This is a genomic window from Nonomuraea sp. NPDC049152 (assembly GCF_040648355.1).
Taxonomy (GTDB): Bacteria; Actinomycetota; Actinomycetes; order Streptosporangiales; family Streptosporangiaceae; genus Nonomuraea.
The window spans coordinates 347,062-371,674 of the sequence record NZ_JBEZDO010000003.1 but is presented as its reverse complement, the minus strand read 5'-3'; the positions used below and the strand labels follow the sequence as shown (position 1 = coordinate 371,674).

The 24,613-nt window shown below is 71.6% G+C and carries 15 protein-coding genes and 1 pseudogene; 14 read left to right on the top strand and 2 right to left on the bottom strand.

Features of this window, described 5'->3' with window-relative positions; genetic code table 11:
* The 5 genes from AB0B45_RS08260 to AB0B45_RS08240 all read left to right on the top strand — a co-directional run bounded on the left by AB0B45_RS08260 (nt 1) and on the right by AB0B45_RS08240 (nt 14,347).
* On the top strand, nt 1-3,042 hold the full coding sequence (locus AB0B45_RS08260) for a thioesterase domain-containing protein (RefSeq protein WP_358127233.1): 3,042 nt from the start codon (nt 1-3) through the stop codon (nt 3,040-3,042).
* Nucleotides 3,039-6,446 carry an amino acid adenylation domain-containing protein gene (locus AB0B45_RS08255; RefSeq protein WP_358127230.1) on the top strand — a complete coding sequence of 1,136 codons (3,408 nt, stop codon included), beginning with the start codon at nt 3,039-3,041 and terminating at the stop codon, nt 6,444-6,446. Before AB0B45_RS08260 ends, AB0B45_RS08255 begins: the two co-directional genes overlap by 4 nt.
* On the top strand, nt 6,443-11,695 hold the full coding sequence (locus tag AB0B45_RS08250) for an SDR family NAD(P)-dependent oxidoreductase (protein ID WP_358127227.1): 5,253 nt from the start codon (nt 6,443-6,445) through the stop codon (nt 11,693-11,695). The genes AB0B45_RS08255 and AB0B45_RS08250 overlap by 4 nt, the downstream gene beginning before the upstream one ends.
* Before the next feature lie 4 nt (nt 11,696-11,699).
* The gene (locus tag AB0B45_RS08245) at nt 11,700-13,478 is read left to right on the top strand and encodes an AMP-binding protein (protein ID WP_358127224.1); all 1,779 of its coding nucleotides are present in this window, start codon (nt 11,700-11,702) and stop codon (nt 13,476-13,478) included.
* 224 nt (nt 13,479-13,702) lie between these two features.
* Nucleotides 13,703-14,347 (top strand): MerR family transcriptional regulator, encoded by a 645-nt coding sequence (locus AB0B45_RS08240; RefSeq protein ID WP_358127222.1) that lies wholly within the window; start codon nt 13,703-13,705, stop codon nt 14,345-14,347.
* Here AB0B45_RS08240 and AB0B45_RS08235 read toward each other — a convergent pair.
* Complete coding sequence (locus AB0B45_RS08235; protein WP_358127220.1) at nt 14,319-14,960, bottom strand: ThuA domain-containing protein; 642 nt, start codon at nt 14,958-14,960, stop codon at nt 14,319-14,321. The two genes, AB0B45_RS08240 and AB0B45_RS08235, sit on opposite strands and share 29 nt — an antisense overlap.
* 85 nt (nt 14,961-15,045) lie before the next feature.
* On the opposite strand from AB0B45_RS08235, the gene AB0B45_RS08230 reads away from it, so the two are divergent.
* From AB0B45_RS08230 to AB0B45_RS08205, 6 genes and pseudogenes are all read left to right on the top strand, one after another.
* The gene (locus AB0B45_RS08230; protein ID WP_358127217.1) at nt 15,046-15,429 is read left to right on the top strand and encodes an SSI family serine proteinase inhibitor; all 384 of its coding nucleotides are present in this window, start codon (nt 15,046-15,048) and stop codon (nt 15,427-15,429) included.
* A gap of 77 nt (nt 15,430-15,506) precedes the next feature.
* A pseudogene (locus AB0B45_RS08225) lies at nt 15,507-15,668 on the top strand (transposase); the annotation flags it as partial.
* A 42-nt stretch (nt 15,669-15,710) separates the two neighbouring features.
* Nucleotides 15,711-16,055: a nuclear transport factor 2 family protein gene (locus AB0B45_RS08220; protein WP_358127570.1), complete on the top strand. Its 345-nt coding sequence runs from the start codon at nt 15,711-15,713 to the stop codon at nt 16,053-16,055.
* Between the two features lie 58 nt (nt 16,056-16,113).
* The gene (locus AB0B45_RS08215; RefSeq protein WP_358127214.1) at nt 16,114-16,851 is read left to right on the top strand and encodes an SDR family oxidoreductase; all 738 of its coding nucleotides are present in this window, start codon (nt 16,114-16,116) and stop codon (nt 16,849-16,851) included.
* 68 nt (nt 16,852-16,919) lie between these two features.
* Nucleotides 16,920-18,569 carry an FAD-dependent oxidoreductase gene (locus tag AB0B45_RS08210; RefSeq protein ID WP_358127211.1) on the top strand — a complete coding sequence of 550 codons (1,650 nt, stop codon included), beginning with the start codon at nt 16,920-16,922 and terminating at the stop codon, nt 18,567-18,569.
* On the top strand, nt 18,566-19,978 hold the full coding sequence (locus AB0B45_RS08205; RefSeq protein ID WP_358127208.1) for an ATP-binding protein: 1,413 nt from the start codon (nt 18,566-18,568) through the stop codon (nt 19,976-19,978). Before AB0B45_RS08210 ends, AB0B45_RS08205 begins: the two co-directional genes overlap by 4 nt.
* Here AB0B45_RS08205 and AB0B45_RS08200 read toward each other — a convergent pair.
* Complete coding sequence (locus tag AB0B45_RS08200) at nt 19,975-21,207, bottom strand: alpha/beta fold hydrolase (RefSeq protein WP_358127205.1); 1,233 nt, start codon at nt 21,205-21,207, stop codon at nt 19,975-19,977. The genes AB0B45_RS08205 and AB0B45_RS08200 overlap by 4 nt on opposite strands.
* 19 nt (nt 21,208-21,226) lie before the next feature.
* Between AB0B45_RS08200 and AB0B45_RS08195 the strand changes: the two genes are divergently transcribed.
* The 3 genes from AB0B45_RS08195 to AB0B45_RS08185 all read left to right on the top strand — a co-directional run bounded on the left by AB0B45_RS08195 (nt 21,227) and on the right by AB0B45_RS08185 (nt 24,609).
* Nucleotides 21,227-22,012, top strand: a complete 786-nt coding sequence (locus tag AB0B45_RS08195; RefSeq protein WP_358127202.1) for an SAM-dependent methyltransferase — start codon at nt 21,227-21,229, stop codon at nt 22,010-22,012.
* A gap of 81 nt (nt 22,013-22,093) precedes the next feature.
* On the top strand, nt 22,094-23,140 hold the full coding sequence (locus AB0B45_RS08190) for an LLM class flavin-dependent oxidoreductase (RefSeq protein ID WP_358127200.1): 1,047 nt from the start codon (nt 22,094-22,096) through the stop codon (nt 23,138-23,140).
* Nucleotides 23,140-24,609, top strand: a complete 1,470-nt coding sequence (locus tag AB0B45_RS08185) for an AMP-binding protein (protein WP_358127198.1) — start codon at nt 23,140-23,142, stop codon at nt 24,607-24,609. Before AB0B45_RS08190 ends, AB0B45_RS08185 begins: the two co-directional genes overlap by 1 nt.
* Nucleotides 24,610-24,613: the final 4 nt, after the last annotated feature.

The window sequence follows — 24,613 nt, the reverse complement described above, 5'->3', positions numbered from 1 at the left end:
ATGAGACCCGACACCAGCTGGCTCGACCGCTGGTTCTCCGTTCCGCAACCCCGCCACGCGGCGCCCATGCAGCTGTTCTGCCTGCCGTGGGCGGGCGCAGGGGCCGGAGCCTTCCAGGGCTGGGCCGCCGCGGCGGGACCGGGGATCGAGGTGCTGCCCATGGTCCTGCCGGGCAGGGAGGGCCGCTTCTTGGAGCCCTTCGGCATCGACATCGGGGAGCTTGCCGACGCGGTCTCGGCCCGGGCCGACCGGCCGTACGCGATCTACGGGCATTCCATGGGCGGCAGGCTGGGCTTCGAGGTGACCCGCGAGCTGACCAGGCGGGGCGAGCGGCTGCCGCAGCGGCTGTACCTGGGCGGGTGCCGGCCGCCGGATCACGTGGAACCGCTTGGGGAGCTGTCGGAGGTGTCGGACGAGGAGCTGCTCGGCAGGCTCACCGAGCTCGGCGGCCTGCCGGAGGAGCTGGTGGCCGAGCCGGAGCTGTGTGAGCTCCTCCTGCCGGTCCTGCGCGCTGACTTCGCCTGGCTGCACGAGTACGTCTACCGGCCGGGGCCGCCGATCGAGGTGCCGATCGAGGCCTTCGCCGGAGCCGACGACAAGTCGATCTCCGTCGAGGCCATGCGGGGCTGGGCCAGGCACACCAGCGCCGGCTTCACTCTCAGCGTCGAGCCGGGCGGCCACTTCTTCCTGCGCGAGCGGCGTGACCACATTCTGGACCGGGTGCGCGATTCTGGACCGGGTGCGCGCATGAGCGACCACCGCATGCCGCTCGGCGACACCGGCTGGTGGGTGTGGAACGAGGCGCTGCTGCGCAGCACCGGCTTCCCTGCCGACGGCCTGGCGCGCCTGTCCGCCCCCGGCTGCGCGCAGGCGGCGGACACGTTGCTCTCGGGCGAGCTCGCGGCGGAAGACTTCGACAAGATCCTCGCGGAGGCCGGCCACGAACTGGGCGACGAGCTGACCCAGATCGCCGCCGACCCGCTCTTCCGCGAGGCGATCACCTGGCAGAACCGGGGCGCCCTGGTCGCGCTGGACGCCCTGAGCCGCGGCGGCCGCCGCGACAGCAAGCGGCGCGAACGGGAGCGCATCGCCGTCAAGTACTGGCAGCGCTACAGCGCCAAGAACGAGACAGTGGGCTTCTTCGGGCCGGTGACATGGGTTCGGTGCACGGAGGACGGCCCGGCTCTGGAGGTACGGCCCGGCGAACGGCTGCTGTCGGACCGGCGCGTGTTCTTCGAGGACTGGGCGCTGCGCGCGTACGCGGCGAAGCTGGCCGAGGATCCCGCGGTGCGCCGCTGGTTGCCACCCGCCCTGCAACCCCAGCTGACCCTGGACGGCCGCCAGGTGCGGCGGCCGGCACAGCCGCCCGTCCCGGTGTCGGCCGCCGAGGCACTGCTGCTGTCGCGATGCGACGGCAGGCACCGGGCCGTCGACGTGGCCGCCGAGGTGGCCGGGCAGGCGGGCATCCGCACCGAAGCCGACGCCTACCTGCAACTCGACCTCCTGACCGAGCGCCGCCTGCTGACCTGGCAGGGCGACGTGCCGCAGAGCCCGCACGCCGAGGAGCACCTCCGGCAGCTGCTGGCCGGCATCGAGGACCCGGCCGTGCGCGAGCGGGCCCATGCCGGGCTGGAGCGGCTGGCATCCGCCAAGCGAGAGGTGGCGCGCGCCGCGGGCGACCCCGATGCCCTGCGCGCCGCGCTGGAGGCGCTCAGCACGGTGTTCAGCGAGGTCACCGGCACCGACTCGGTCCGCAGGATCGGCCAGACCTACGCCGGCCGCGGCCTGGTCTACGAGGACACCACGCGCGACGTGCGAGTGACCGTGGGCAAGCCGCTGATCGACGGCATCGCCGAGCCGCTGGCGCTCATGCTCCAGGCCGCCCGCTGGCTGACGGCCGAACTGGCGACGACCTACGGCCAGGCGCTGCGCGAGCTGTACGAGGACCTGCGCGCGGACGGCCCTGTGCTGCTGTCCGACCTGTGGTACCTCGCCCAGGGCATGCTGTTCGGCGCCGGTCCCAGACCCGTGGACGCCATCGCCGAGGAGTTCGCCCGCCGCTGGTCGGAGCTGTTCGGCCTGGACCAGGTCGACCCGGACACCGCCGAGCTGACTTTCACCGCCCGCGAGCTTGCCGCCTCCGACGCGTTCGCCGCCGCGGGACCCGGCTGGTCGGACGGCCGGTTGCACAGCCCCGACCTGCAGATCTGCGCCGACAGCGTCGAGGCGGTCAACCGCGGCGACTACCTGGTGGTCATGGGCGAGATGCACGCGGCCTGGGCGACCTTCGACTGCGCCGTCTTCACCCTCGCCCACCCCGATCCCGGGCCGCTGCGCGACGCGCTGACCGAGGACCTGGGAACCGACAGGGTCAGGCCGCTCTACCCGGTGGAGTGGCCCCGCTACACCGGCCGGCTGGCGCACGGGCTGGACCACCCGACCGACATCGAGCTGGGCTGGACGGCCGCCCCCGGCGCCGACCCCGACCGGCTGGTGCCCGCCACGGGCGTGCTGGTCGACGAGGCGGACGGGGAGCTGGTGGCCACCATGCCGGACGGGAGGAGCCGGCCGCTGCTGGAGGTCTTCTCGCAGCTGGTGTCGATCCACGCCGTGGATGGCTTCAAACTCGTCGGAGGCGATCGGCACACGCCGAGGATCACCATCGACCGGCTGGTTGTCGCCCGCCGTACCTGGCGGACCACCGTGGACGCGACGGGACTGGCCGACGTCGGCGGTGAGCGCGCACGGTACCTGGCCGTGCGCCGCTGGCGGCGTGAGCTCGGCCTGCCCGAGCAGGTCTTCGTCAAGCTGTCCACGGAGATCAAACCGCTCTACGTCGACCTCACCAGCCCGGTCTTCGCCGACCTGCTCTGCTCGATGGTCCGCTCGGCCCGCCTCACCGCCGGGCAGGACGTGCGGCTGGTGATCTCCGAGATGCTCCCCGGCCCGGACCAGACCTGGCTGTCCGACGCCGAGGGCCGCCGTTACTTCACGGAGCTGCGCATGCACATGGTCGATCCCCTTCCTGGAGGCGCGGGATGACGACGCTGCCCGATCTGGTGCTGGCCCAGGCCGAGCGCCGCCCGTGGGCACCTGCCGTGCGGCAGTGGCAGGAGGTGCTCACGTACGGCGAGCTGGCCGAGCGGGCGGGCGGCCTGGCCGCGCGGCTGCCGGACGTGGGGCCGGAGCGTCTGGTGGGAGTCTGCCTGCGACGCCGGCCGAGCATGGTCACCGGGGTTCTCGGTGTGCTTCTGGCCGGAGGCGCGTACGTGCCGCTCGACCCCGACGGCCCCGCCGCGCGCAGGGAGCAGATCATCCGGAACGCGGGGCTAGACCTGATCGTGGTCGACGAGTCCACCGCGGAGCTGTTCGACGGGGTGCGGACCGTCCCGGTGGAGGGCCCGCCCGCCGCGCCCGGACAGTGTCCTGCGCTGCCCGGCAACGCGGCCTATGTGCTGCACACCTCGGGATCCACCGGCACACCCAAGGGCGTGGTGGTCAGCCATCGCAGCGCCTGCGCCTACGCGCTCGGGAACATCGAGCTGCTGGGCGTCGATGAGGACACGCGCGGCCTCGCCTTCGCCTCGCTCGGGTTCGACGTGTCGGTGCACGACCTGTTCGTGCACCTGGCCGCTGGGGCCACACTGATGCTGGCAGGCGAGGACGACCGGCGTGACCCCGTACGGCTCCAGCGTTTCTGCGTGGAGCACCGCATCACCTCCGGTGACCTGCCGGTCGCCCTGCTGCCGGTGCTGGATCCGGCGCGCCTGCCCGAGTGGCGGGTGCTGACCACCGGCTCCGAGGCCCCCGGCCCTGAGCAGGTGGAGCGCTGGGCGAGCAGCCGGTTTCTCAACTACTACGGCCCGACCGAGACGACGGTGGCGGTCACCGTCTTCGAGGCCGCGGGAAGCTGGGACCGGCCGCTGCCGATCGGCGCCGCACAGCACGGGCACCGCGTACATGTCGTGGACGAGGAGCTGCGCGAGGTTCCAGCGGGCGTGCCGGGCGAGCTGCTGGTCGGCGGGGTCGGGCTGGCCCGCGGATATCTGGGGCGACCCGGTCCGACAGCCGAACGCTTCGTGCCCGACCCGTTCGGCGGCGACGGCGAGCGGCTCTACCGGACCGGCGACCTCGTGGTGCTGCAGCCGGACGGGAACCTGATGTTCCTGGGCAGGACCGACCGGCAGGTCAAGATCCGCGGGCAGCGGGTGGAGATCGGCGAGGTGGAGACCGTGCTGCGCGGCCACCCGCAGGTCAGGCACGCCGTGGTGGAGGCGGTCGAGGGTCCGGCGGGTGTCCGGCTCGTGGCCTTCTGCACGGCGGACGGCGTGAGCCCGGACCTGCTGCGAGAGCACTGCGCGGAGCGGCTGCCCGAGGTGATGGTCCCCGCCGAGACGCTGATCCTGCCCAGCCTGCCGATGTCCTCGTCGGGCAAGGTCGACGTCCAGGCGCTGCATGCGTTGGTGCCTGGTACGCCGGCCCTGGGTGCGCCGCCGGAATCGCCGACCGAGCGCGCCGTGGCCGAGGTATGGGCTCGGGTGCTCGACCGCGTCCCGGGGCTGGAGGACGACTTCTTCGCCTCCGGCGGGCATTCCATCAGCGCCATGCGCCTGGTCAGCGGCCTTCGCGGGGCACTGGGGCGTGAGGTGGCGGTGGAGGACGTCTACGCCGCGCGCACCCTCGGCGCGCTGGCGGCGCTGGTGGAAGCCGCACCTCCCGTGGCCGAGGAACTGCCCTCCGGCAGCCCGCCCGCGCTGACCGCGGCGCAGCGTCGATTGTGGTTCCTGGAGCGGCTCTTCCCCGGCAACGTCGCCTACAACATCGCGCTCGCCGAGCGCCTGCGCGGCCCGCTCGACGTGGTGGCACTGGAGCGGGCGCTGACCGCGGTGGCCGAGCGGCACGAGGTGCTCCGCTGGCGGGTGCCCGACGACGGTGGCGTGCCCCGCGTGGAGGTGTCCGCGCCCGAACCTGCGCGGATAGCGGTCGAGTCCCTGGACGCCGCGCCGGACAGCGGGTCGGACGGGCCGGACAGCGGGTCGGACGGCCTGCCGGATGAGGTCCGCGCCTGGCTGGACCGGGCCGGCGCCCAGCACTTCGACCTGGCCCGCGGCCCGCTCTGGCAGGCCAGGCTGCTCCGGCTGGGCCCGGATGACCACGTGCTGACGGTGACCTTCCACCACGCCGTTTTCGACGGCTGGTCAGAGGGCCCGTTCTTCGACGACCTGGCCCGCGCCTACGCCGGCGAGGTCCTGGACGAGCCGGAGGCGACCTTCGCCGACTACGCCGCCTGGCGGGCGGCGCGGGACGGCAGGCGGGCCGGGGAGGACCTGGCCTGGTGGACCCGCTCGCTGGCCGACGCCCCCACGACGCTCGACCTGCCCAGGGACCGCCCGCGGCCGGCCGTGCAGAGCCACGCCGGCGCCCTGGCCACCGCCGCGCTGACCATGGAGACCACAGCAGGTATCCGCGAGCTGGCCGTACGGCTGGGCACCACCGCGCCGAGCGTGTTGCTGGCCGCCTTCGCCGAGCTGGTCCGGCGCGTCACCGGCCGTGACGACATCGTGGTCGGCACCCCCGCGGCGGACCGCAGGCACGAGGCCTTCCAGGACCTGATCGGCTTCTTCGTCGACATCGTGCCGATCCGCCTGCGATCGACCGGGGACGCCTCCTTCGCGGAGCGGGTGCGTGGCTGCGCCGATGCGATGATCGACGCGATGGCCAGGCCAGGCGCCGCCATCGAGGACATCGTCGGCGCACTGGCGATACGCCGTGAGCCCAGCCGGGCGCCGCTGGTGCAGGTGCTCTTCAACGTCTTCAACTTCCCGGAGCCCCGGCTGGAGCTGAAGGGGCTGAGCTCCACCGGCATCGTGCCCGCGCCCGCGGGTTCCCCGTTCGATCTGACGGTCTACGTCGTCGAGCGGGACGGGAGGTACGCGGTCGACCTCGTCTACAACACCGACCTCTACACCGCCGAGCGCATCGAGCTGCTGCTCCGGTCCTTCACCGACCTGCTCGACCAGGCCGTGGCCGACCCGAGCGCCCCCGCGGCCGGCTTCGAGCTGAGGCATGTCACCACGCTCGCGCACGGCGTGACGGACGAGCCGGCGCTAGCCGTACCGGAATCCGGGCTCCGCGCGGATCCCGCCACCGACACCGAGCGGCTGCTCGCCGGGATCTGGCGGGACGTGCTCGGCCGAGCCAAGGTGCTCGCGACCGACAACTTCTTCGACGTCGGCGGCACCTCCATGGCCGTCGTCGTGGTCCGCGACCGGCTGGCCGCCCTGACCGGGCGCCAGGTGACAGTCGTGGACATGTTCCGCTACCCGACCGTACGCGCGCTGGCCGCCCACCTCGACGGTGATGCCGCGAATCCGGAACTGAGCCGCGCCGACCGGCGTGCCGACACACGCCGCCAGCTGCGGGACAAGCGCAGGAGGAGACAGTGACAGAGTTGTCCAACGACTCGGGCGCCGAGCCCATCGCCATCATCGGCATGAGCGCCCGCGTGCCGGGCGCGAACGATCTCGGCCAGTTCTGGCGCAACCTGGTCGACGGAGTGGAGTCGGTGACCTTCTTCACCGACGAGGAGCAGCTCGCCTGGGGTGCGACTCCGGAGGAACTGGCCAGCCCCTCCTTCGTCAAGGCCGCGCCGGTCATGATCGACATGGAGGGCTTCGACAACCGCCTGTTCGGCATGAGCGCGCGCGAGGCGGAGCTCGCCGACCCGCAGCAGCGGGTCTTCCTGGAGCAGTCGCACGCCGCGCTGCAGGACGCCGGCTACGACTCGGCCGCCTACGAGGGCTCCATCGGCGTCTACGGCGGATCCGGGCCCAGCCAGTACCAGTGGCTTAACCTCCAGACCAACCCCGATCTGGACAGCAACGCGGTCAAACTCGGCATGTCGATCGGCAACAACATCGACTACGTCGCCACCACGGTCTCCTACCGGCTGAACCTGCGCGGGCCGGCCATGACCGTCACCACCGCCTGCTCCTCCTCCCTGGTCGCCCTGCACCTGGCCTGCGAGTCGCTGCGCAACGGGGAGTGCGACATGGCGCTGGCCGGCGGGGTCTGCGTGGAACTGCCGCACGGCGCCGGCTACCCGGCCATGGACGGCTTCACCACCTCCGACGGGCACGTCAAGCCGTTCGACTCCCGCGCGGACGGCACCATCTGGGGCAGCGGCGTCGGCGTGCTCGTGGTCAAGCGCCTGGAGGACGCGTTGGCCGACGGCGACCACATCCGGGCCGTGGTGCTGGGGAACGCGATCAACAACGACGGCAGCAACAAGATCGGCTTCTCCGCGCCGAGCCACGCGGGCCAGACCGAGGTGATCGCCGAGGCGCTCGGCGTCGCCGGGGTGGACCCGCGCACCATCGGCTACGTCGAGGCGCACGGCACCGGCACCGCCGTCGGCGACCCCATCGAGGTGGCCGCCCTGAGCGAGGTCTACCGGCGCAGCACCGACGATCGCGGCTGGTGCGGCATCGGCTCGGTGAAGTCCAACCTCGGACACCTCAGCCAGGCCTCCGGCGTCGTCGGCGTGATCAAGGCGGTGCTCGCCATGGAGCACGGCCTGATCCCGCCCAGCATCAACTTCGAGCGGCCCAACCCCGCCATCGACTTCGACTCCAGCCCCTTCTACGTGGTCTCCACCCCCACCAAGTGGGAGGACGGCCTGCGCCGGGCGGCGGTGAGCTCCTTCGGCATCGGCGGCACCAACGCCCACGTGATCCTCCAGGAGGCGCCGTCCCCCGCCGCCGCCACGACCGCGCAGGGGCCGCAGCTGCTACGGCTCTCGGCCCGCACCGAGAGCGCGCTCGACACCATGCGCACCCAGCTCGCCGAGCACCTCACCGAGCACCCCGAGCTCTCCGTCGCCGACGTGGCCCACACGCTGCGGGTGGGCCGGCCGGAGCTTCGGCACCGCGTCGCCGTCGTGGCCGGCGACCTGGCCGGCGCGGTGAGCGCGCTGACCGACCGCAAGCGGCACCCGGCAGGGAACGCGGGCGGGACGCTGCCCAGGGTGGCCTTCCTCTTCTCCGGGCAGGGCGCGCAGTACGCGGGCATGGCCGCCGCGCTCTACGCGGCCCAGCCGTCCTTCGCCGCCGCCGTCGACGAGTGCGCGGAGCTCCTCCGTGCCGAGCTGGGCGAGGACATCAGGCAGCTGATGTTCGCCGAGGGCGGCGACGACAAGCTGCGCGAGACCCGCTTCACCCAGCCCGCGCTGTTCACCGTGGAGTACGCGCTGGCCAGGCTCTGGCAGGAGCTCGGCGCGCAGCCCTCAGGCATGATCGGTCACTCCATCGGGGAGTACGTCGCCGCCACGCTCGCCGGGGTGTTCACCCTGCCCGACGCGCTGCGGCTGGTGGCGGCGCGCGGGCGGCTGATGCAGTCGATGCCCGCCGGCTCGATGCTCGCGGTGATGAAGGACGAGCAGGAGATCGCCAACCTGCTCATCGACGGGGTGAGCGTGGCCACGGTGAACGGCCCTGGCACCTGCGTGGTGGCCGGGACGGACGAGGCGATCACGGCCTTCGCCGAGCTGCTCGACGGCAAGGGCGTCAAGGCCACCCGGCTGCGCACCTCGCACGCCTTCCACTCGCCGATGATGGAGCCCATCCTGGCGGAGTTCGAGTCCCTCGTGGCCGCCGTGCCGCGGCAGCCGCCCGCCCTGCCGTTCCTGTCCAACGTGACCGGCGACTGGATCGCCCCCGAGCAGGCCGTCGACCCGGCCTACTGGGCCGGACACATCCGCCGTCCGGTGCGATTCGGCGACTGCGTGGCCCGGCTGCTGGCCGAGAAGGACTGGGTGATGCTGGAGTGCGGGCCCGGCAAGCAGCTGGCCCAACTCGCCCGCATGCAGCTGCGCGGCGCCAAGGACGTGCTGCCGCCGCTCGCCAGCCTGCCCGGGCCTGGCGAGAGCGCCGGCGACCTGGACGTGCTGTACGGCTCCGCCGCCCGGCTGTGGTCCGCCGGAGTGCCGATCACCATGGACGGCGACCAGGGCCACCGGGTGCCGTTGCCGGGCTACCCCTACGAGCGGGAGTACCGCTTCATCCCGCCGGGTGAGGCCGGGGCCAAGCCGAAGGCGCAGCAGCCCTCCGGTCCCCGGGCGCTGGAGGACTGGTTCGAGATCCCCGCGTGGCAGCAGCTCGCGCCCTCCCCGCTCGGCGAGCCGGTCACCCGCTGCCTCGCCTTCGTCAGCGGGGAGCGCGGCGAGGAGCTGGTGGCGGCGCTCCGGGCACAGGGCGCCGAGGTGACTACGGTCCGCCCCGGCGCGGACTACTCCGGCGAGTTCACCGTAAGGCCCGGCGAGCGCGCCGACTACGACGCCCTGATCAGCGCGCTCGGCGACTCCCTGCCCTCGCGCATCGTGCACGCCTGGGCGCTGGACAGCGACCGGACCCAGGCGCAGGAGCACGGCTTCTTCAGCCTGCTCTCCCTGATCCAGGCCCTGGCCGCCGAGCAGCGGGCCGACGGGGTCCGCCTCGACGTGCTCACCTCCGGCACCGAGGACCCCCTGGGCGGCGCCGACCTGACCCGGCCGGAGTACGCGCTCGTGGCAGGCATCGCCCGGGTCGTGCCGCTGGAGGTCGACGGCCTCCAGGTGCGTCACCTCGACCTCGAGTCCGGCGGCACCCCCGCCGCGAGCGTCCTGGCCGAGCTGCGCAGGGAGCCGGCGGGCGACGTGCTGGCTCTGCGGGGCGGGCGCCGGTGGGTCCGCGAGTTCCAGCCGGTACGGCTGAGCGAGGGCGACTCCGGGCTGCGCGAGGAGGGCGTCTACCTGATCACCGGTGGCCTGGGCGGTATCGGCCTCACCCTCGCCGAGCACCTCGGCACCCGGCTGCGGGCCCGCGTGGTGCTGCTCGGCCGCAGTGGCACGGTGACTCCGAGGGCCGCGCGCACGATCGCCCGGATCGAGCAGGCGGGCGGCAAGGTGACGGTCCTGGCCGCCGACGTCACCGATCCTGCCCGGTTGCGCCAGGTCAAGGAGGAGGTCCTGGCCGCCCATGGCGGGCTGCACGGCATCGTGCACGCCGCGGGCCTGCCAGGCGGCGGCATGGCCGAGATCAAGGAACGGGCCGTCGCGCAAGCCGTACTCGACCCCAAGGTCGCCGGGACCGCCGCGCTGTTCGACGTCTTCGGCGACCCCGGGCTGGACTTCGTCGCCCTGTGCTCGTCGGTCACCGCCGTCAGCGGCGGGTTCGGCCAGGTCGACTACTGCGCGGCGAACGCCTTCCAGGACGCCTTCGCCCGCGCCCGGCATGGCACCCGCGTCCTGAGCCTCAACTGGGGCGCGTGGCTGGAGGTGGGCATGGCCGCCAACGCCGACGCCACCGGCCCGGCCGCCACCAGCCCCACCACCGTCGCCGAGGGAACGCCCGTCGACCACCCGGTCATGCGCAGCCGTACCCACGACCGGGCGTCGGGGCCGCTGGCCGCGGACACCCACTGGGTGCTGGACGAGCACCGCATCGGCGGGGTGCCGGTGCTGCCCGCGACCGGGCAACTGGAATGCGCCAGGGCGGCCTTCGCGGCCGTCGTCCCGGCGCCGGGCGAGGGCCACGCGGTGGAGCTCCGCGACGTGGTCTTCCTGGAGCCGCTGGCCGTACCGGACGACACCACGACCGAGCTCGTGGTCGCCTTCGCCGACGATTCGGCCTTCGAGGTGCGCGCCGGCGAGCGGCTGCACACCCAGGGCGCGGCGGCATGGGTACGGCCCGCGCCGGTCGCGGCCGTGGACGTGGCGGCGCTGAAGGCCGGAATGACGCCGGAGGCCGAGCAGGACGGCGAATACGCCGGAGTGCTGACGTTCGGTCCGCGGTGGCGCTCGCCCGAGCTGATCTGGCGGGCCGAGGGCGAGGAGCTCGCCTTCGTCGAGGGGACCGAGCAGGTGGCGGCGGAGGTCGGGGGCTGGGGCCTGCACCCCGCGCTGCTCGATGTGGCCACCTCCTTCGGCCGGGGCAACGGCGGCGGTGCCTACCTGCCGCTGAGCTACGGCCGGCTGCTGGTCAGGTCGGCGCTGCCTGACCGCTTCTACAGCCACCTGCGGCGCAGGGGCGACGGCGGCGCCGAGGTCGTCACGGCCGATCTGACGCTGATGGACCAGGCGGGCACGGTGCTCGTGGAGATCGAGGAGTTCGTGCTGCGGCGCATCGACGCCTCGGCGATGACCGGGTCGCTGAGCGCCGGGGACCAGCAGTCCGACACCGGCATCCGCCCGGCGGACGGCGCCGAGGCGTTCTTCCGCGTGCTGGCCGCGGCCGATCTCGGCCCGCAGGTCGTCATCAGCGCGACCGCGCTCGCCGAGATCACCCGGCGGGAGCGGCTGACCCGCCAGAGCCTCGAGGCCCAGGCCCCCGTGGCCAGGACCGAGGACTACGTCGCGCCGGAAGGCGAGGTGGAGGCCGCGCTGGCCCGCGTGTGGAGCGAGATCCTGGGCGTGCCCGACGTGGGTGCCGACGACGACTTCTTCGAGCTCGGCGGCAACTCGCTCATCGCGGTCCAGCTGATCGCGCAGGCTCGGGCCGCGGTCGGCGTCAAGCTGCCGATGCGCACGCTCTTCGAGGCCCCGTCGGTGCGGCAGATGGCCGCCAGGGTCGAGCAGATCCGCGCCGAGCAGCCGGCAACCCCGGCATCCGCCCCGGCGACCCCTGCCACCACGATCCCGCGCGTTGCGCGAGGAAGGTAGCCCGATGCACGCCGAGCATCGCGAGTTCCGGGCGGAGTGGCTCGAGGAGTCCATCGCCGCCCGGTTCTGGGCCGTCGTCGCCGAGCATCCCGACCGGGTCGCGGTGCTCGGCGAGGAGGGCCCGCTCACCTACGCCGAGCTCGCACAGGAGGTCCAGGCCGTGGCGGCGGCGGTGCACGGCGCCTCCCGGGTCGGGCTCCTGGTCGGGCACGGCCCCAGGATGGTCGCCGCCATCCTGGGCGTGCTCACGGCCGGGGCCACCTACGTACCGCTCGATCCGGCCTATCCGCCGGCCCGCCTGAAGAGCATGGCCGAGCTGGCCCGGCCGGAGCTGGTCGTGACCGTGCCCGAGCACAAGGACCTGCTCACCGGCGACCTCGTCGACCTCACCTCGGTGCCGCCGGCGCCGGGTTTCCTGCCCATCACCGTGGATCCGAGCTCCCCTGCGTACATCCTGTTCACCTCAGGCTCCACGGGGCGCCCCAAGGGGGTCGTGCAGACTCATCGGGGGGCGTTGTTCCAGATCCGGACGCATACCAACAACCTGCGTATCCGTCCTACTGATCGGATCAGCGTCGTCTCCTCCTTCAGCTACGACATGGCGGTGACAGACGGCTTCTCCGCCCTGCTCAACGGGGCCGCCGTGGTGCCCGTCGACCTCCGGCTGCATGGCTTGGGTCAGCTGAGGGAGGCGCTCGTCGCCGGACAAGTCACGATTTATCACTCGACGCCGACTGTCTACCGCTATCTGCTGGACTCCCTCTCCGAGGGAGAGGTGCTGTCGAATGTCCGGGTCGTCATCCTCGGCGGCGAGGAGGTCATCCGCCACGACCTCGACCGCTTCCAGCGGCACTTCCCCGCCTCCAGCGTCTTCGTCAACGGCTACGGGGCCACCGAGATCTCCTTCGTCGCCCAGAACCACCTGACCGCAGCCGAGATGGCCGACGACCCGGTCGTGCCCATCGGGCGGCCCCTGGACGGCGTGGAGATCGAGCTCAGGCCGGACCCGACGGAGGGCGAGATCGTCATCCGCAGCCCGTACCTGGCCGGCTATCTGGGCGCCGCCGAGCGAGACCAGGCCAGGTTCGGCGTCGATCCGGACGGCATGCGTTTCTACCGAACCGGCGACCTGGGGCGGTGGTTTCCCGATGGCCGGCTGGCCTACCTGGGCCGCCTCGACCGGCAGGTGAAGATCCGCGGCCACCGCGTCGAGCTCGGCGAGATCGAGGCCGTGCTGGCCACTCTGGTGCCCCGGGCCGCCGTCCTCACCCGCGAGGTCCGCGGCGAGCCGCGAATCGTGGCCTACGTCCTGGGAGACGACACCTCAGGACTGCGCGAGCGGCTGGCCGAGGTGCTGCCCGACTTCATGGTTCCTGCCGAGATCGTCGGAGTCGACACGCTGCCCCTGACCCCCACCGGGAAGATCGACACGGCCGCCCTGCCGGACCCGCACCCCGGACCCGCTCCCGCGCGGACGGTGAACCTGCCTGCGCAGGAGGCCGAGCTTGCCACCGAGATCGCGGCCGTCTGGGGCGCCGTGTTCGACGGGCGGGAGGTGGACTGGGAGCGATCCTTCTTCGACCAGGGCGGGCACTCGTTGCTCATGGCGAAGGTCCAGCAGCGGCTCGAAGGCGTCCTGAGCCGGCGTATCCCGCTGACCACCCTCTACGCCCATCCCACCGTCGTCTCCCTCGCGCACCACCTCACGGCGGGAGAGACGGGCGCGCCGAGCGACGCCCCCGCGACCCGTGCGGCTCTACGACGGCAGCGCCGGCGATCCTGACGCCAGGCTCGCCCGTCGGCGGTGGCCCGCGCCAGAGGTCTCCGGGAATCCGGACACCACCGCGATCCCGCGCGGATCGCCCGCTGCTTCAAGGGTGTGGAGCCGCTGGATCCGGGCATCGTTCCCGTGGAAGCGTGGCGTCCGGCCGTGCCCGTCGAGGTGGACCTGGTCAAGCCAGGCATCCCGGGGGCAGTGGCATAGTTGGGTAGTAGTACTATCCAACTATGCGGATGTCCCAACTGAGCGCCGAGTCCGGCGTCGCCATCGCCACCATCAAGTACTACCTGCGGGAGGGCCTCCTGCACCAGGGCGAGCAGGTGGCGGCCACCCGCGCGGAGTACGACGAGTCGCACCTGCGCAGGCTCCGGCTGATCAGGGCACTGCTGGAGGTGGGCCGCCTGCCGATCACCTCGATCAAGAAGGTGATCGAGGCGGTCGACGACGAGAGCCTGCCCGTCCACTTCATGCTCGGCACCGCCCACTACGCGATCAGTCCCGCCGTCGAGGCAGGCGAGGGCGAGGAGTGGACGGCGGCCCGCGAGCAGATCGACGGCCTGCTCGACGACCTCGGCTGGCAGGTCTTCAAGAACGCGCCCGCCCGCGACGAGCTCGCCCAGACCCTGGTCAAGCTCCACCAGCTCGGCCTCGGCACCGACCTGACCCCCTACGCCCGCGCCGCGCACCAGCTCGTCACCGAGGTCGAGCTCGACACCATCCCCCTGGACGGCCCCCGCGACGCGGCCGTGGAGGCGCTGGTCCTCGGCACCGTGCTGTACGGCAGGGCGTTCGACGCGCTGCGCCGCCTGGCCCAGGAGTCGGAGTCGGCCCGCAGGCTGAAGGTCAGTCCCCCAGCACCAGGGGACGCTTGAGCAACCAGAGCGCCGCGCGCTTGAGCAGCGTGCAGTGCACCTCGTTGTCGTAGGCGCGGGTGTCATGGCCGAGCGCGTCGTAGACGACGCGGCCCCGCCGTACCGGACGGGCCCAGAGCATCGGCTGGCCCATCGCGGAGGCCAGCGGCCGCACGTCGGGCAGCACCTCCAGGTCGCTGTAGACCTCGTCCACCAGGTCGAAGTCGCGCAGCCCCTCGACGATCGGGTGGCCGCCGAGGACGCGGACGCTCGTCCAGCCCAGCTGCGGGTGGTGCGAGGTGCCCCACACCCAGCGGGCGCCGAGCACACGCGGCCAGCCCTGCCAGTCGTCGAAGCAGATCGAGGCGGCGTGCATGCACAGTAAGCCGCCGCCCCGCTCCAGGTGGTCGAGCAGCGTGGTGCGGGCCTGCGCGGGAAGCGTGAAGCCCTTCTCCTGCCGGCGCAGCGCGTTGACGGTGATGAGCTGGTACTCGGACGGCTCGCTGAGCGCTCCCGCGATGTCGTCGGTGATCTCGGACTCCACCCCGATGTCGGCCAGCACCCCCGCCAGGGCCGCCGACGTGGCGTCGAAGTCGTGGAACAGGCCTCCTGAAAGAATCAGATTTCTCGACACGTCACAACTTCATCACGAGTGACCCGGGTAAATCCATGTCCTTTCGCTGACCCAGCCAAAACTCGATCTTGGGCACGATCTGCGTATGAGATTCGTCAAGATCGCGGCCCTGGCGACCGCAGCTCTCCTCGCCACGTCCGCGACCGCTTCGGCCGCGCCCGTGTCGTCCGCGAGGGCGCTCTTCCTGATCCAGCTCACCGTCACCGGCGGCTGGTCCCGCACGGTGAGCCTGAACTGCGATCCCGACGGCGGCGCCCACCCGAAGCCCGTCGCCTCCTGCGCCCTGCTGACGGCCGTCGAAGGCGACCTTTGGCGCTATCTGGGCCAGCAGGGCATCTGCACCAGGGAGTACCAACCGCACACGGCCGCACTGACGGGGTGGTGGGCGGGCAGGACAGTTCACTTCCAAAGAATCTTCGCCAACCGCTGCGAAATGCTCCTGGCGACGGGGTCGGTATTCGACCTGTAGCCGCGGCGGAGGGGCGCCTTCGGAGAGTGACCCGGTTCACTGTCACAGACCGCGCGCCTCCCCCGTCCTGTCACCATGGAGTATCCTCCCGGCGGATGCGGCAAGAGTTCCCCGAACTGGCGGCCCACTACTACCGGGCCAACAAGCTGTGGTCGGGCTCCTACTTCGCCGGGTCTGTCGGCGGTGCACCGTTGTCGATCGTGCACCAGTACATCGAACAGCAAAACCGACCGGTCTGAACCAGGGACCGCTTCCACCCGAGCGCCGAGGACCACTCCAAGCTGCTGCTGCGCTTCCTCGACGCCGCGCAGGGCGGCGACCTGGCCGCGCTCACCTCGATGCTCAGCGACGACGTGGTGGCGTGGAACGATGGCGGCGGCAAGGTCCGCGCCGCGCTCACCCCGATCGTCGGGCGCGACAAGGTGGTGGCCTTCATCGCCGGGCTCGTCAGGCGCTTCGGGTTCGGGGAGGTCAGGATCGTCGACGCGAACGGCGCTCCCGCGCTCTGGATCACGATCGAGGGACGGCCCCAGGTGGCCTACCTCGACGTCCGCGACGGCCTGGTCCACGGCATCTACGCGGTGCTGAACCCCGACAAGCTCCGCGACTTCCCGCGGACCGGCTAGGAGGAAACCCCATCGGGCATCACGGCGACGCGATACCGCGATCGGTAGTCTCGCTCTTATGGATCTCGGCATCTCGGGCAAGGTCGCACTGGTCACCGGTGGTAGCGCGGGCATCGGGCTGGCCGCCGCCAAGGCGCTGGCGCGGGAGGGGTGCGACGTGTGCGTGAGCGCGCGTAGCCCCGAACGGCTCGCCGACGCCGTGGTGCGGCTGCAGGAGTTCGGCCACGTGGTGCACGCGGTCCTGGCCGACGTGGAGGACCCCGCGGCCGCCGAGCGGGTGGTGGCCGAGACGCGCGAGGTGCTGGGGCCGATCGACATCCTGGTCGCCAACGCGGGCGGGCCGCCCGCCGGAACGTTCGTGGAGGTGAGCCTGGCAGACTGGGAGGTGGCCGTGCAGCGGAACCTGCTGGGCACGGTTCGCCTGATGCGGGCGGTGCTGCCCGACATGCGCTCGCGCGGCTGGGGCCGCATCATCACCGTGACGAGCAGGTCGGCGCGCGAGGTGATCGACGGTCTCGCGCTGTCCAACGCCACCCGTACGGCCGTCGCGGGCGTGGTGCGGACGCTGGCCAGGGAGGTCGGCGGGGACGGCATCCTCGTGAACAACGTGCTTCCAGGACCGATCGACACCGAGCGGCTGCGGTCGCTGGGGCACACGGGGACCACGCCGCTCGGGCGGATCGGGCGCCCCGAGGAGGTCGGTGACGTGGTCGCGTTCCTGGCCAGCGAGCGGGCGTCGTTCGTCAACGGCGTATCCCTGCTGGTCGACGGCGGGGAGAGCAGGGTCGTGGCCTGAGCGGCCGATCCACGATCCGCCAACCCATGACATCCTTCGTGTAGAAGCGAAAAGGGAAGGACGGGGGCATGGACAAGCCGGTCATCGTGACGGTTGACGACGACCCGGGCGTGTCGAGGGCTGTCGCCCGCGACCTTCGGAAGAAGTACGGCCAGCAGTACCGCATCGTGCGCGCGGAAACGGCCGAGCAGGGCATCGAGGCGGTCCGCGAGATGCGCCTGCGGGGCGACGAGGTGGCGGCGATCCTGGCCGACTACCGGATGCCGCAGATGAACGGCGTGCAGTTCCTCGAACTCGCGATGGACATGTACCCGTTCGCGCGCAGGGTGCTGCTGACCGCCTACGCCGACACCGACGCCGCCATCCAGGCGATCAACGTGGTCGACCTCGACCACTACCTGCTCAAGCCGTGGGACCCGCCGGAGGAGAAGTTCTACCCGGTGATCGACGGCCAGCTCGACGCGTGGCAGCGCACCGACCGGCAGGTCAGGGCGGAGCTGCAGGTGGTGGGCGACCGCTGGTCGGCGCATTCCTACCGGGTGCGCGACTTCCTGTCCCGCAACCACGTGCCCTACACGTGGATGCTGTCCGAGGATCCCGAGGGACAGCAGCTGGTCGCGGCCGTGGGCAGCGACTGCCACCTCCCTCTGGTGATCACCGCGGAGGGCGAGCAGCTCCAGGCGCCCGACCAGTCGACGCTGGCCTCGGCCGTGGGCCTGTCCACGACGCCGTCGACCGACTTCTACGACCTCATCGTGATCGGCGGCGGGCCCGCGGGCCTCGGCGCCGCCGTCTACGGCGCCTCGGAGGGGCTGCGCACCGTGCTGGTCGAGGCGTACTCCTCGGGCGGCCAGGCGGGGCAGAGCTCGCGGATCGAGAACTATCTGGGCTTCCCCGACGGCGTCTCCGGCGCGCAACTGGCCGACAGGGCGCGCAGGCAGGCGCTCAAGTTCGGCGCGGAGCTGCTGACCTCGCGCAAGGTCGTGAGCCTGGAGGCGAAGGGGCAGGCCAGGGTGGTCGGCTTCAGGGACGGAGGGGAGATCGCCGCCCACGCGGTGATCCTCGCCACCGGCGTCACCTATCGCAGGCTGGAGGCTCCTGGGCTCGACGACTTCGTCGGCAGGGGCGTCTTCTACGGCGCCGCGCTCACCGAGGCTCCCTCCTGCCAGGACAGCGAGGTGTTCATCGTCGGAGCGGCCAATTCGGCGGGGCAGGCGGCCGTCTACCTGGCGGGATTCGCCAGCAAGGTCCATTTGTTGGTGAGGGGTGAAGGTTTGGAGAAGTCCATGTCCTACTACCTCATCGAGCAGATCGCGGCGATCCCCAACATCGAGGTCCACTACGAGACCCAGGTGGCCGGCGGCGCGGGAAACGACCACCTCGAACAGCTGACGCTGTCCACGAAGGGCGTCGAATGGTCGGCCGACGCGCAGTGGTTGTTCGTCTTCATCGGGGCGGAGCCGTACACGTCGTGGCTGGGCGACGGTCTGGAGCGCGACGCCAAGGGGTTCGTGCTCACCGGGCCCGACCTGGTGGCGTTCGGCGAGCGGCCGCGTAACTGGCCGCTGCGGCGGCAGCCGTACTTCCTGGAGACCAACGTCCCCGGCGTGTTCGCCGCCGGTGACGTCCGCGCGGACTCGATCAAGAGGGTCGCCTCCGCCGTCGGCGAGGGCGCTATGGCCGTGGCTCTGGTGCACCGCTACATGGAGAAGCAATGATCGACATAGACGAACTGCGCAAGCTGTTCCTCTTCGAGCGGCTGACCGACGAGCAGCTGACCCTGCTGGCTGCCAAGGGCGAGGTCCGTTCCTACGAAAGGGACGAGTTCGCCCTGCGCCAGGGCGAGCCGTCCGAGCACTTCTTCGTCCTCATCGAGGGCGAGGTGCAGATGATGACCGACACCAGCGCGGGGCCCGTCTCCCAGCCGCGCACCACCCAGCCGGGTGTCTACGCCGGGGCCGTCCAGGCCTACCTGGGCAACCGCGCGCCCGACGTCTACCAGCACTCGCTGCGCGTCTGCGCGCCCACGAGGATGTTCGTGCTGCCGGCCAAGAAGTTCGGCCACATCGTCACCGAGTGGTTCCCGATGGCCTTCCACCTGCTGGAGGGCATGACGTACGGCGGGCGGGCGGCCCGCGAGATCATCGACAGGCGCCAGCGGCTCACCGCGCTCGGCACGATCACCGCAGGGCTCACGCACGAGCTGAACAACCCGGCGGCGGCGGCCGTGCGGGCCGTGAGCGAGCTGCGGACGCTCATCAGGGCCTCGCGCATCCAGCTGGCCGGGCTGGCGGCCGACGGGATACCGCCACAGAAGCTGTTGCACCTCATCGAGATGGCCGACGCCTGCGCGCAGGCGGTCGGCACGCTCCCCCCTCGCACCCCCATGGAGATCTCCGACGCCGAGGACACCGTGGGTGAGGCGCTGGAGGAGCTGGGTGTCGACGACGCGTGGGAGCTGGCGCCCTCGCTGGTCAACGCCGGGTTCACGCTCGAGACGCTGGCCAAGATCCGCACCAAGGTGGGCGACGAGCACGCGGGCGCGGCGCTGCGGTGGCTGTCGGAGGCCACGGAGATCTCGCAGATGCTGGGCGAGGTGACCGAGGCCACCGAGCGGATCAGCTCGCTGCTCGCCTCGGCCAAGCAGTACTCCCAGATGGACCGCGCGCCGTACAGCGTGATCGACGTGCACGAGCTGCTCGACAGCACGATGGCGATCTTCAGAGGGAAGATCCCCCCTGAGGTGACCGTGGTCACCGACTACGACAGGACGCTGCCGCCGATCCCCGCCTACGGCGGCGAGCTCAACCAGGTGTGGACGAACCTGATCCACAACGCGCTCGACGCGATGGGCCAGGAGGGCACGCTCACCATCCGCACCGCCCACGACGAGGACGAGGCGATCATCGAGATCGGCGACACGGGTCCTGGCGTGGCCGACGAGATCAAGGAGCGCATCTTCGAGCCGTTCTTCACCACCAAGAGCGTGGGGAAGGGCACCGGGCTCGGGCTGGACATCTCCTACCGGATCGTGGCGGGCCGTCACAACGGCGAGCTGAAGGTGCGGTCGGTGCCCGGCGACACCTGGTTCGAGGTACGGCTCCCGTTGCGGGAGATCCCCGCCTAGCAGCGTCCGGCGATCATGTCCATGAGTCGGGGCACGACGCGGTCGGCGGCGACCCTGAACCCGTCGTGCTCGAACTCGTTGGTCACCCACGCGCGCGTGTTGGCCACCCGGCCTGCCGTCTCCAGCGACAGGGCGGCGTCGACGTACATGTCGTCGTGGTACACGGCGGCGGCCACAGGCACCTGGTTGGCGGCCAGCCGTACCGGGTCGTAGAGGGCGGGCCAGCCGGAGTGGGCCGCGAGCCGCTCCGCCGCCTCCTTGAACGGCCGCAGCGAGCGGATCTCGTCGAACATCCACGGGTAGATCATCTCGCCGGTGAGCATCTCGGGGGCGGCGAAGTCCTCCGGCATGACCCTGGCGGCGGCCCACGAGGTCGCGGCTCCCTGTGCGTAGATCGCCTCGTGCAGGACCGCGTACAGCGGGTTCCCCACGAAGCCCGTGGCCGTCATGACCTCGTACAGGAACGCGTCGGACAGCCTGCCGCCCGCCCACGCGTCGTCGAGCAGCCAGTGCAGCGAGGCTGCCCCGTCCCGGGTGCCGAGGCCCATGCCGAGCGTCCCGAAGCGTCTCGAGGTGAGGCGGTCGCCGTCGGGCAGCAGCACCTCCGACTCGTCCAGGTGCGCGGCGATCCGCCGGACCTTCTCGGCGTCGCCCGGGAAGCGCTGGTAGTAGCGGGTGACCTTGTCGCGCACCCGCGCGTAGGTGCGGGTGTAGACGTCGTCCGCGGTCGCGTCGAGTCCAGGGAGGCCGCCGGTGATGTGGCAGGCCCTGAGCGCGGACGGCGCCTGCGACAGGTAGGTGAGGGTCACGAAGCCGCCGTAGCTCTGCCCCCAGGTCTCCCACTGGTCGACGCCAAGCGAGGCGCGGATGTGCTCGCAGTCGGCGACGATGGCATCCGCGCGGAAGTGCGTGAGGTAGGCGGCCAGGTCCTCGGGCTCCCCCGGCGAGGCCGGGGCGACGACCGGCGTGCTGCGGCCGGTGCCGCGCTGGTCGAGGAGCAGGACGCGGTGGGTCTTCATGATGTGGGCGAAGTGCGCCGGGCCCGTCGGCCTCGGAGACCTGCCGCCGGGGCCGCCCTGCAGGAACAGGGCCCATGGCAGGTCCGCGCGGGCGGGGTCGGCGATCTCGCGGGCGAAGACCGTGATGGTGGGGCCGTCCGGGTCCGCGTGGTCGAGCGGGACGGTGAACTCGTGATCGACGGCACGCAGGCCCGGCAGAGTGACTTTCACTGTCCTATGATCACATTTCATGGACGAGGCTCCCCCCGGCATCAACCCGCACATTCCCAGCGTGGCCCGCATGTACGACTACTACCTCGGCGGCAAGGACAACTTCCGCTCCGACAGGGAGGCCGCGGAGAAGGTGCTCGCCGTCGTCCCCGAGACCCGGCAGGCGGCCAGGGAGAACAGGGCGTTCATGCAGCGCGCCGTGCGGTACCTGGCCGAGCAGGGCGTCAGGCAGTTCCTGGACGTCGGCACGGGCCTGCCGACGCAGGGAAACGTGCACGAGGTCGCGGGGCCTGACGCGCGCGTGCTGTACGTGGACAACGACCCGATCGTGCTCACACACGCCAGGGCCATCCTGTCGGGCACGGAGAGAGTCGCCGTCGCGCAGGGCGACCTGCGCCTGCCCGAGGCGATCCTCGACAGCGACGAGGCCCGCGGGCTGCTCGACTTCGACGAGCCGATCGCCATCATGGTCGTGGCGGTGCTCCACTTCGTCCAGGACTCCGACAAGCCGGAGCGCATCCTCGGCAGGCTGAAGGAGCGGATGGCTCAGGGAAGCCACCTGGTGCTCTCGCACGCCTGCCCCAACCGTCCCGCTGAGTCGGAGGACATCGCCTCCGTCTACGACCTGGCCACCTCGGGCATCAGGCTGCGTGACCGGGCGGAGATAACGCCGCTCTTCGATGGCCTGGAGCTGGTCGAGCCGGGGCTGGTGAACGTGGCGGAGTGGCGCCCCGACGTTGCCGAGCTGGCGCCGATGCAGGGCGTGGGCGACTACCTGCTCGGCGGGGTGGCGCGCAAGCTCTGATCCGGAGTCGTTCATTCGCGGGCCCGAAGCTGGTACGCTCTCCCAAGCGAGCGCTTGGTTTACCGGCCGAAGGGCAGACGCATGAAGTTCTCCACGTTCCACCTCTTCCACCGGTTCGACGGGCAGAGCTTCAAGGACGTCTACGACTATCACCTGGAGCTCATCGAGCTGGCCGAGGAGCTGGGCTTCGACGGCGTACGGCTGGCCGAGCACCACTTCCGCGACTACGGCGTGGTCCCGAACCTGTTCACGCTGCTGGCCCACGCCGCCGCCCGCACCGAGCGGATCCGCCTGGGCACCGGCATCGTCGTCCTCCCCCTGCACAACCCCGTCCACGTCGCCGAGGAGGCCGCCCTCGTCGACGTCCTGTCAGGCGGCAGGCTCGACCTGGGGATCGGCCGCGGCTACCAGAGCTTCGAGTTCGAGGGCTTCGGGATCGACCTGGCCGAGGCGCGCGACCGCTTCAACGAGGCGCTGGAGGTCGTCCTGGGCCTGTGGACCCAGGAGTCCTTCCAGCACGAGGGCAAGTTCTACCGGACGGGCGAGGTCTCACTGACGCCCAGGCCGTTGCAGGCGCCGTACCCGCCGATCCACGTCGCCGCCGTCTCCCCCGAGACGGTCACCATGTACGGCGAGCGCGGCCTGCCGATCCTGGCCGACCCCGCCGCGACGTTCCGCAAGGTCGTGAAGGCGGCGGAGACCTGGCGCGAGTCCGCGGGAGCCGTCGAGGCCGACCTGGTCGTCGCGCGGAGCGTCTACGTGGCGCCGACCGTCGAGCAGGCCCGCGAGGACCAGGCGCGATTCGAGGCGGCCTTCGACCGGTCGCGCATCTTCAACGAGCGCAGCGCGCCCATCGACCCGAAGACGGGCAGGGCCGCGCAGGGCTTCGAGTACTACCAGGACCGCTATCTCAAGGGCGGCTCGGTGTCGAACGACTTCCGCTGGGAGCAGCTGGAGGTCATCGGCGATCCCGCGCGGGTGATCGAGCAGATCGGCGTGCTGAAGGCGGCCGGGTACTCCACCGTGCTGTGCGACTTCGGCAGCACGCGCCCGATGCCGCTGGAGGAGATGAAGAAGGTCATGCGGTTCTTCGCGACCGAGGTGATACCCGCGTTCCAGGAGACTTGATGATCCACTCGCTGACACTCTCCGACGTCCTGTCCGAGCACGCGCGCAGCCGCCCGCAGGTGACGGCGGTGGTCGACGGCGAGGTACGGCTCGGCTATCCCGAGCTGGACGCCAGGGTCACCCGCCTGGCCGGGGCGCTGGCCGGCAGGGGCGTGACGGCGGGCGAGCGGGTGCTGTGGCTCGGCCAGAACTCGCACGCCGTACTGGAACTGCTGCTGGCCTGCTCCCGCCTCGGGGCGATCTTCTGCCCGGCCAACTGGCGCCAGTCCACCGACGAGCTGCGCTTCGTCGTCGAGGACCTCTCGCCCGCGGTGGTGGTGTGGGAACGGTCCGAGGCGGCCGCGCCGCTGGCGACCGAGGCGTGGGTGGAGGACTACGCAGCGCTCGTCGAGGAGGGGAGCGCCGCCGAGTTCCCCGCGCTCGACGACACGGCCCCCGTCCTCGCCCTCTACACCGCCGCCTTCGACGGCCGCCCGAACGCGGCGTTGCTCAGCAGCGCCGCGTTGCTCGCGCACAGCACGTCGCTGCTGGTGGTCAGGCAGATGGAGTCCGGCTTCACGTTCCTGAACAACGGGCCGCTCTTCCACGTGGGCACGATGATGTTCTGCCTGGCCACGCTGCAGATCGGCGGGACGAACGTCTTCACGCCCTCCTTCGACGCCGAGGAGGTGTGCCGCCTGGTCGACGCGGAGAAGGTGACGCAGGCGTTCCTGTTCGGGCAGATGATCGACGCCGTGGTGGCGGCGAACGCGGAGCGCAAGTACGACCTGTCGTCGCTGCGGTTCGTCTCGCACTCGGCGGAGTGGGACGAGATGACCACTCCCGACGACTCGCCGTGGTGCAGGTCGAAGATGGGCGGATACGGACAGACCGAGGTGGGCGGCATGCTCACCTTCCTCGGCCTCGCGCCGGGCGCGGCGGGATTCGCGGGCCGCCCTTCCCCGCTCGTCCAGGTGCGCATCCTGGCCGCCGACGGGAGCGAGGCGCCGTCAGGCGAGGTGGGCGAGATCTGCGCCAGAGGCAAATCTCTCTTTTCCGGATATTTCGCCCGGCCGGAGCTTAATGCCCAGAAATCACTGTACGGCTGGCATCACACCGGCGACCTGGGCAGACGCGAGCCCGACGGCACGATCACGTTCATCGGCCCCAAGCTGCGAATGATCAAGTCGGGCAACGAGAACGTCTACCCCGCCGAGGTGGAGCGGGCGCTCAAGGCTCATCCCGCGGTGGCCGACGCCGCGGTGATCGGGGTTCCTGACTCCCGGTGGCACCAGGCGGTGAAGGCGGTGGTGGCGCTGAAGGGCGAGGCGTCGGCGGAGGAGCTGATCGAGCACGTCAGGGGACTGCTGGCGAGCTACAAGAAGCCCCGGCACGTCGACTTCGTGGAGTCCATCCCGAAAAGGGGCTTCACCCCCGACTACGCCGCCCTGGACGCCGCCCACGGCGGCGGCAACTACCCGGGAACCTGAACCC

Bases quoted from the DNA above. Each gene is read 5' to 3' on its own strand.
- AB0B45_RS08245 (WP_358127224.1), top strand. From the start codon at position 11,700: ATGCACGCCGAGCATCGCGAGTTCCGGGCGGAGTGGCTCGAGGAGTCC.
- AB0B45_RS08195 (WP_358127202.1), top strand. From the start codon at position 21,227: ATGGACGAGGCTCCCCCCGGCATCAACCCGCACATTCCCAGCGTGGCC.
- AB0B45_RS08230 (WP_358127217.1), top strand. From the start codon at position 15,046: ATGAGATTCGTCAAGATCGCGGCCCTGGCGACCGCAGCTCTCCTCGCC.
- AB0B45_RS08190 (WP_358127200.1), top strand. From the start codon at position 22,094: ATGAAGTTCTCCACGTTCCACCTCTTCCACCGGTTCGACGGGCAGAGC.
- AB0B45_RS08215 (WP_358127214.1), top strand. From the start codon at position 16,114: ATGGATCTCGGCATCTCGGGCAAGGTCGCACTGGTCACCGGTGGTAGC.
- AB0B45_RS08205 (WP_358127208.1), top strand. From the start codon at position 18,566: ATGATCGACATAGACGAACTGCGCAAGCTGTTCCTCTTCGAGCGGCTG.
- AB0B45_RS08240 (WP_358127222.1), top strand. From the start codon at position 13,703: ATGCGGATGTCCCAACTGAGCGCCGAGTCCGGCGTCGCCATCGCCACC.
- AB0B45_RS08185 (WP_358127198.1), top strand. From the start codon at position 23,140: ATGATCCACTCGCTGACACTCTCCGACGTCCTGTCCGAGCACGCGCGC.
- AB0B45_RS08210 (WP_358127211.1), top strand. From the start codon at position 16,920: ATGGACAAGCCGGTCATCGTGACGGTTGACGACGACCCGGGCGTGTCG.
- AB0B45_RS08255 (WP_358127230.1), top strand. From the start codon at position 3,039: ATGACGACGCTGCCCGATCTGGTGCTGGCCCAGGCCGAGCGCCGCCCG.
- AB0B45_RS08260 (WP_358127233.1), top strand. From the start codon at position 1: ATGAGACCCGACACCAGCTGGCTCGACCGCTGGTTCTCCGTTCCGCAA.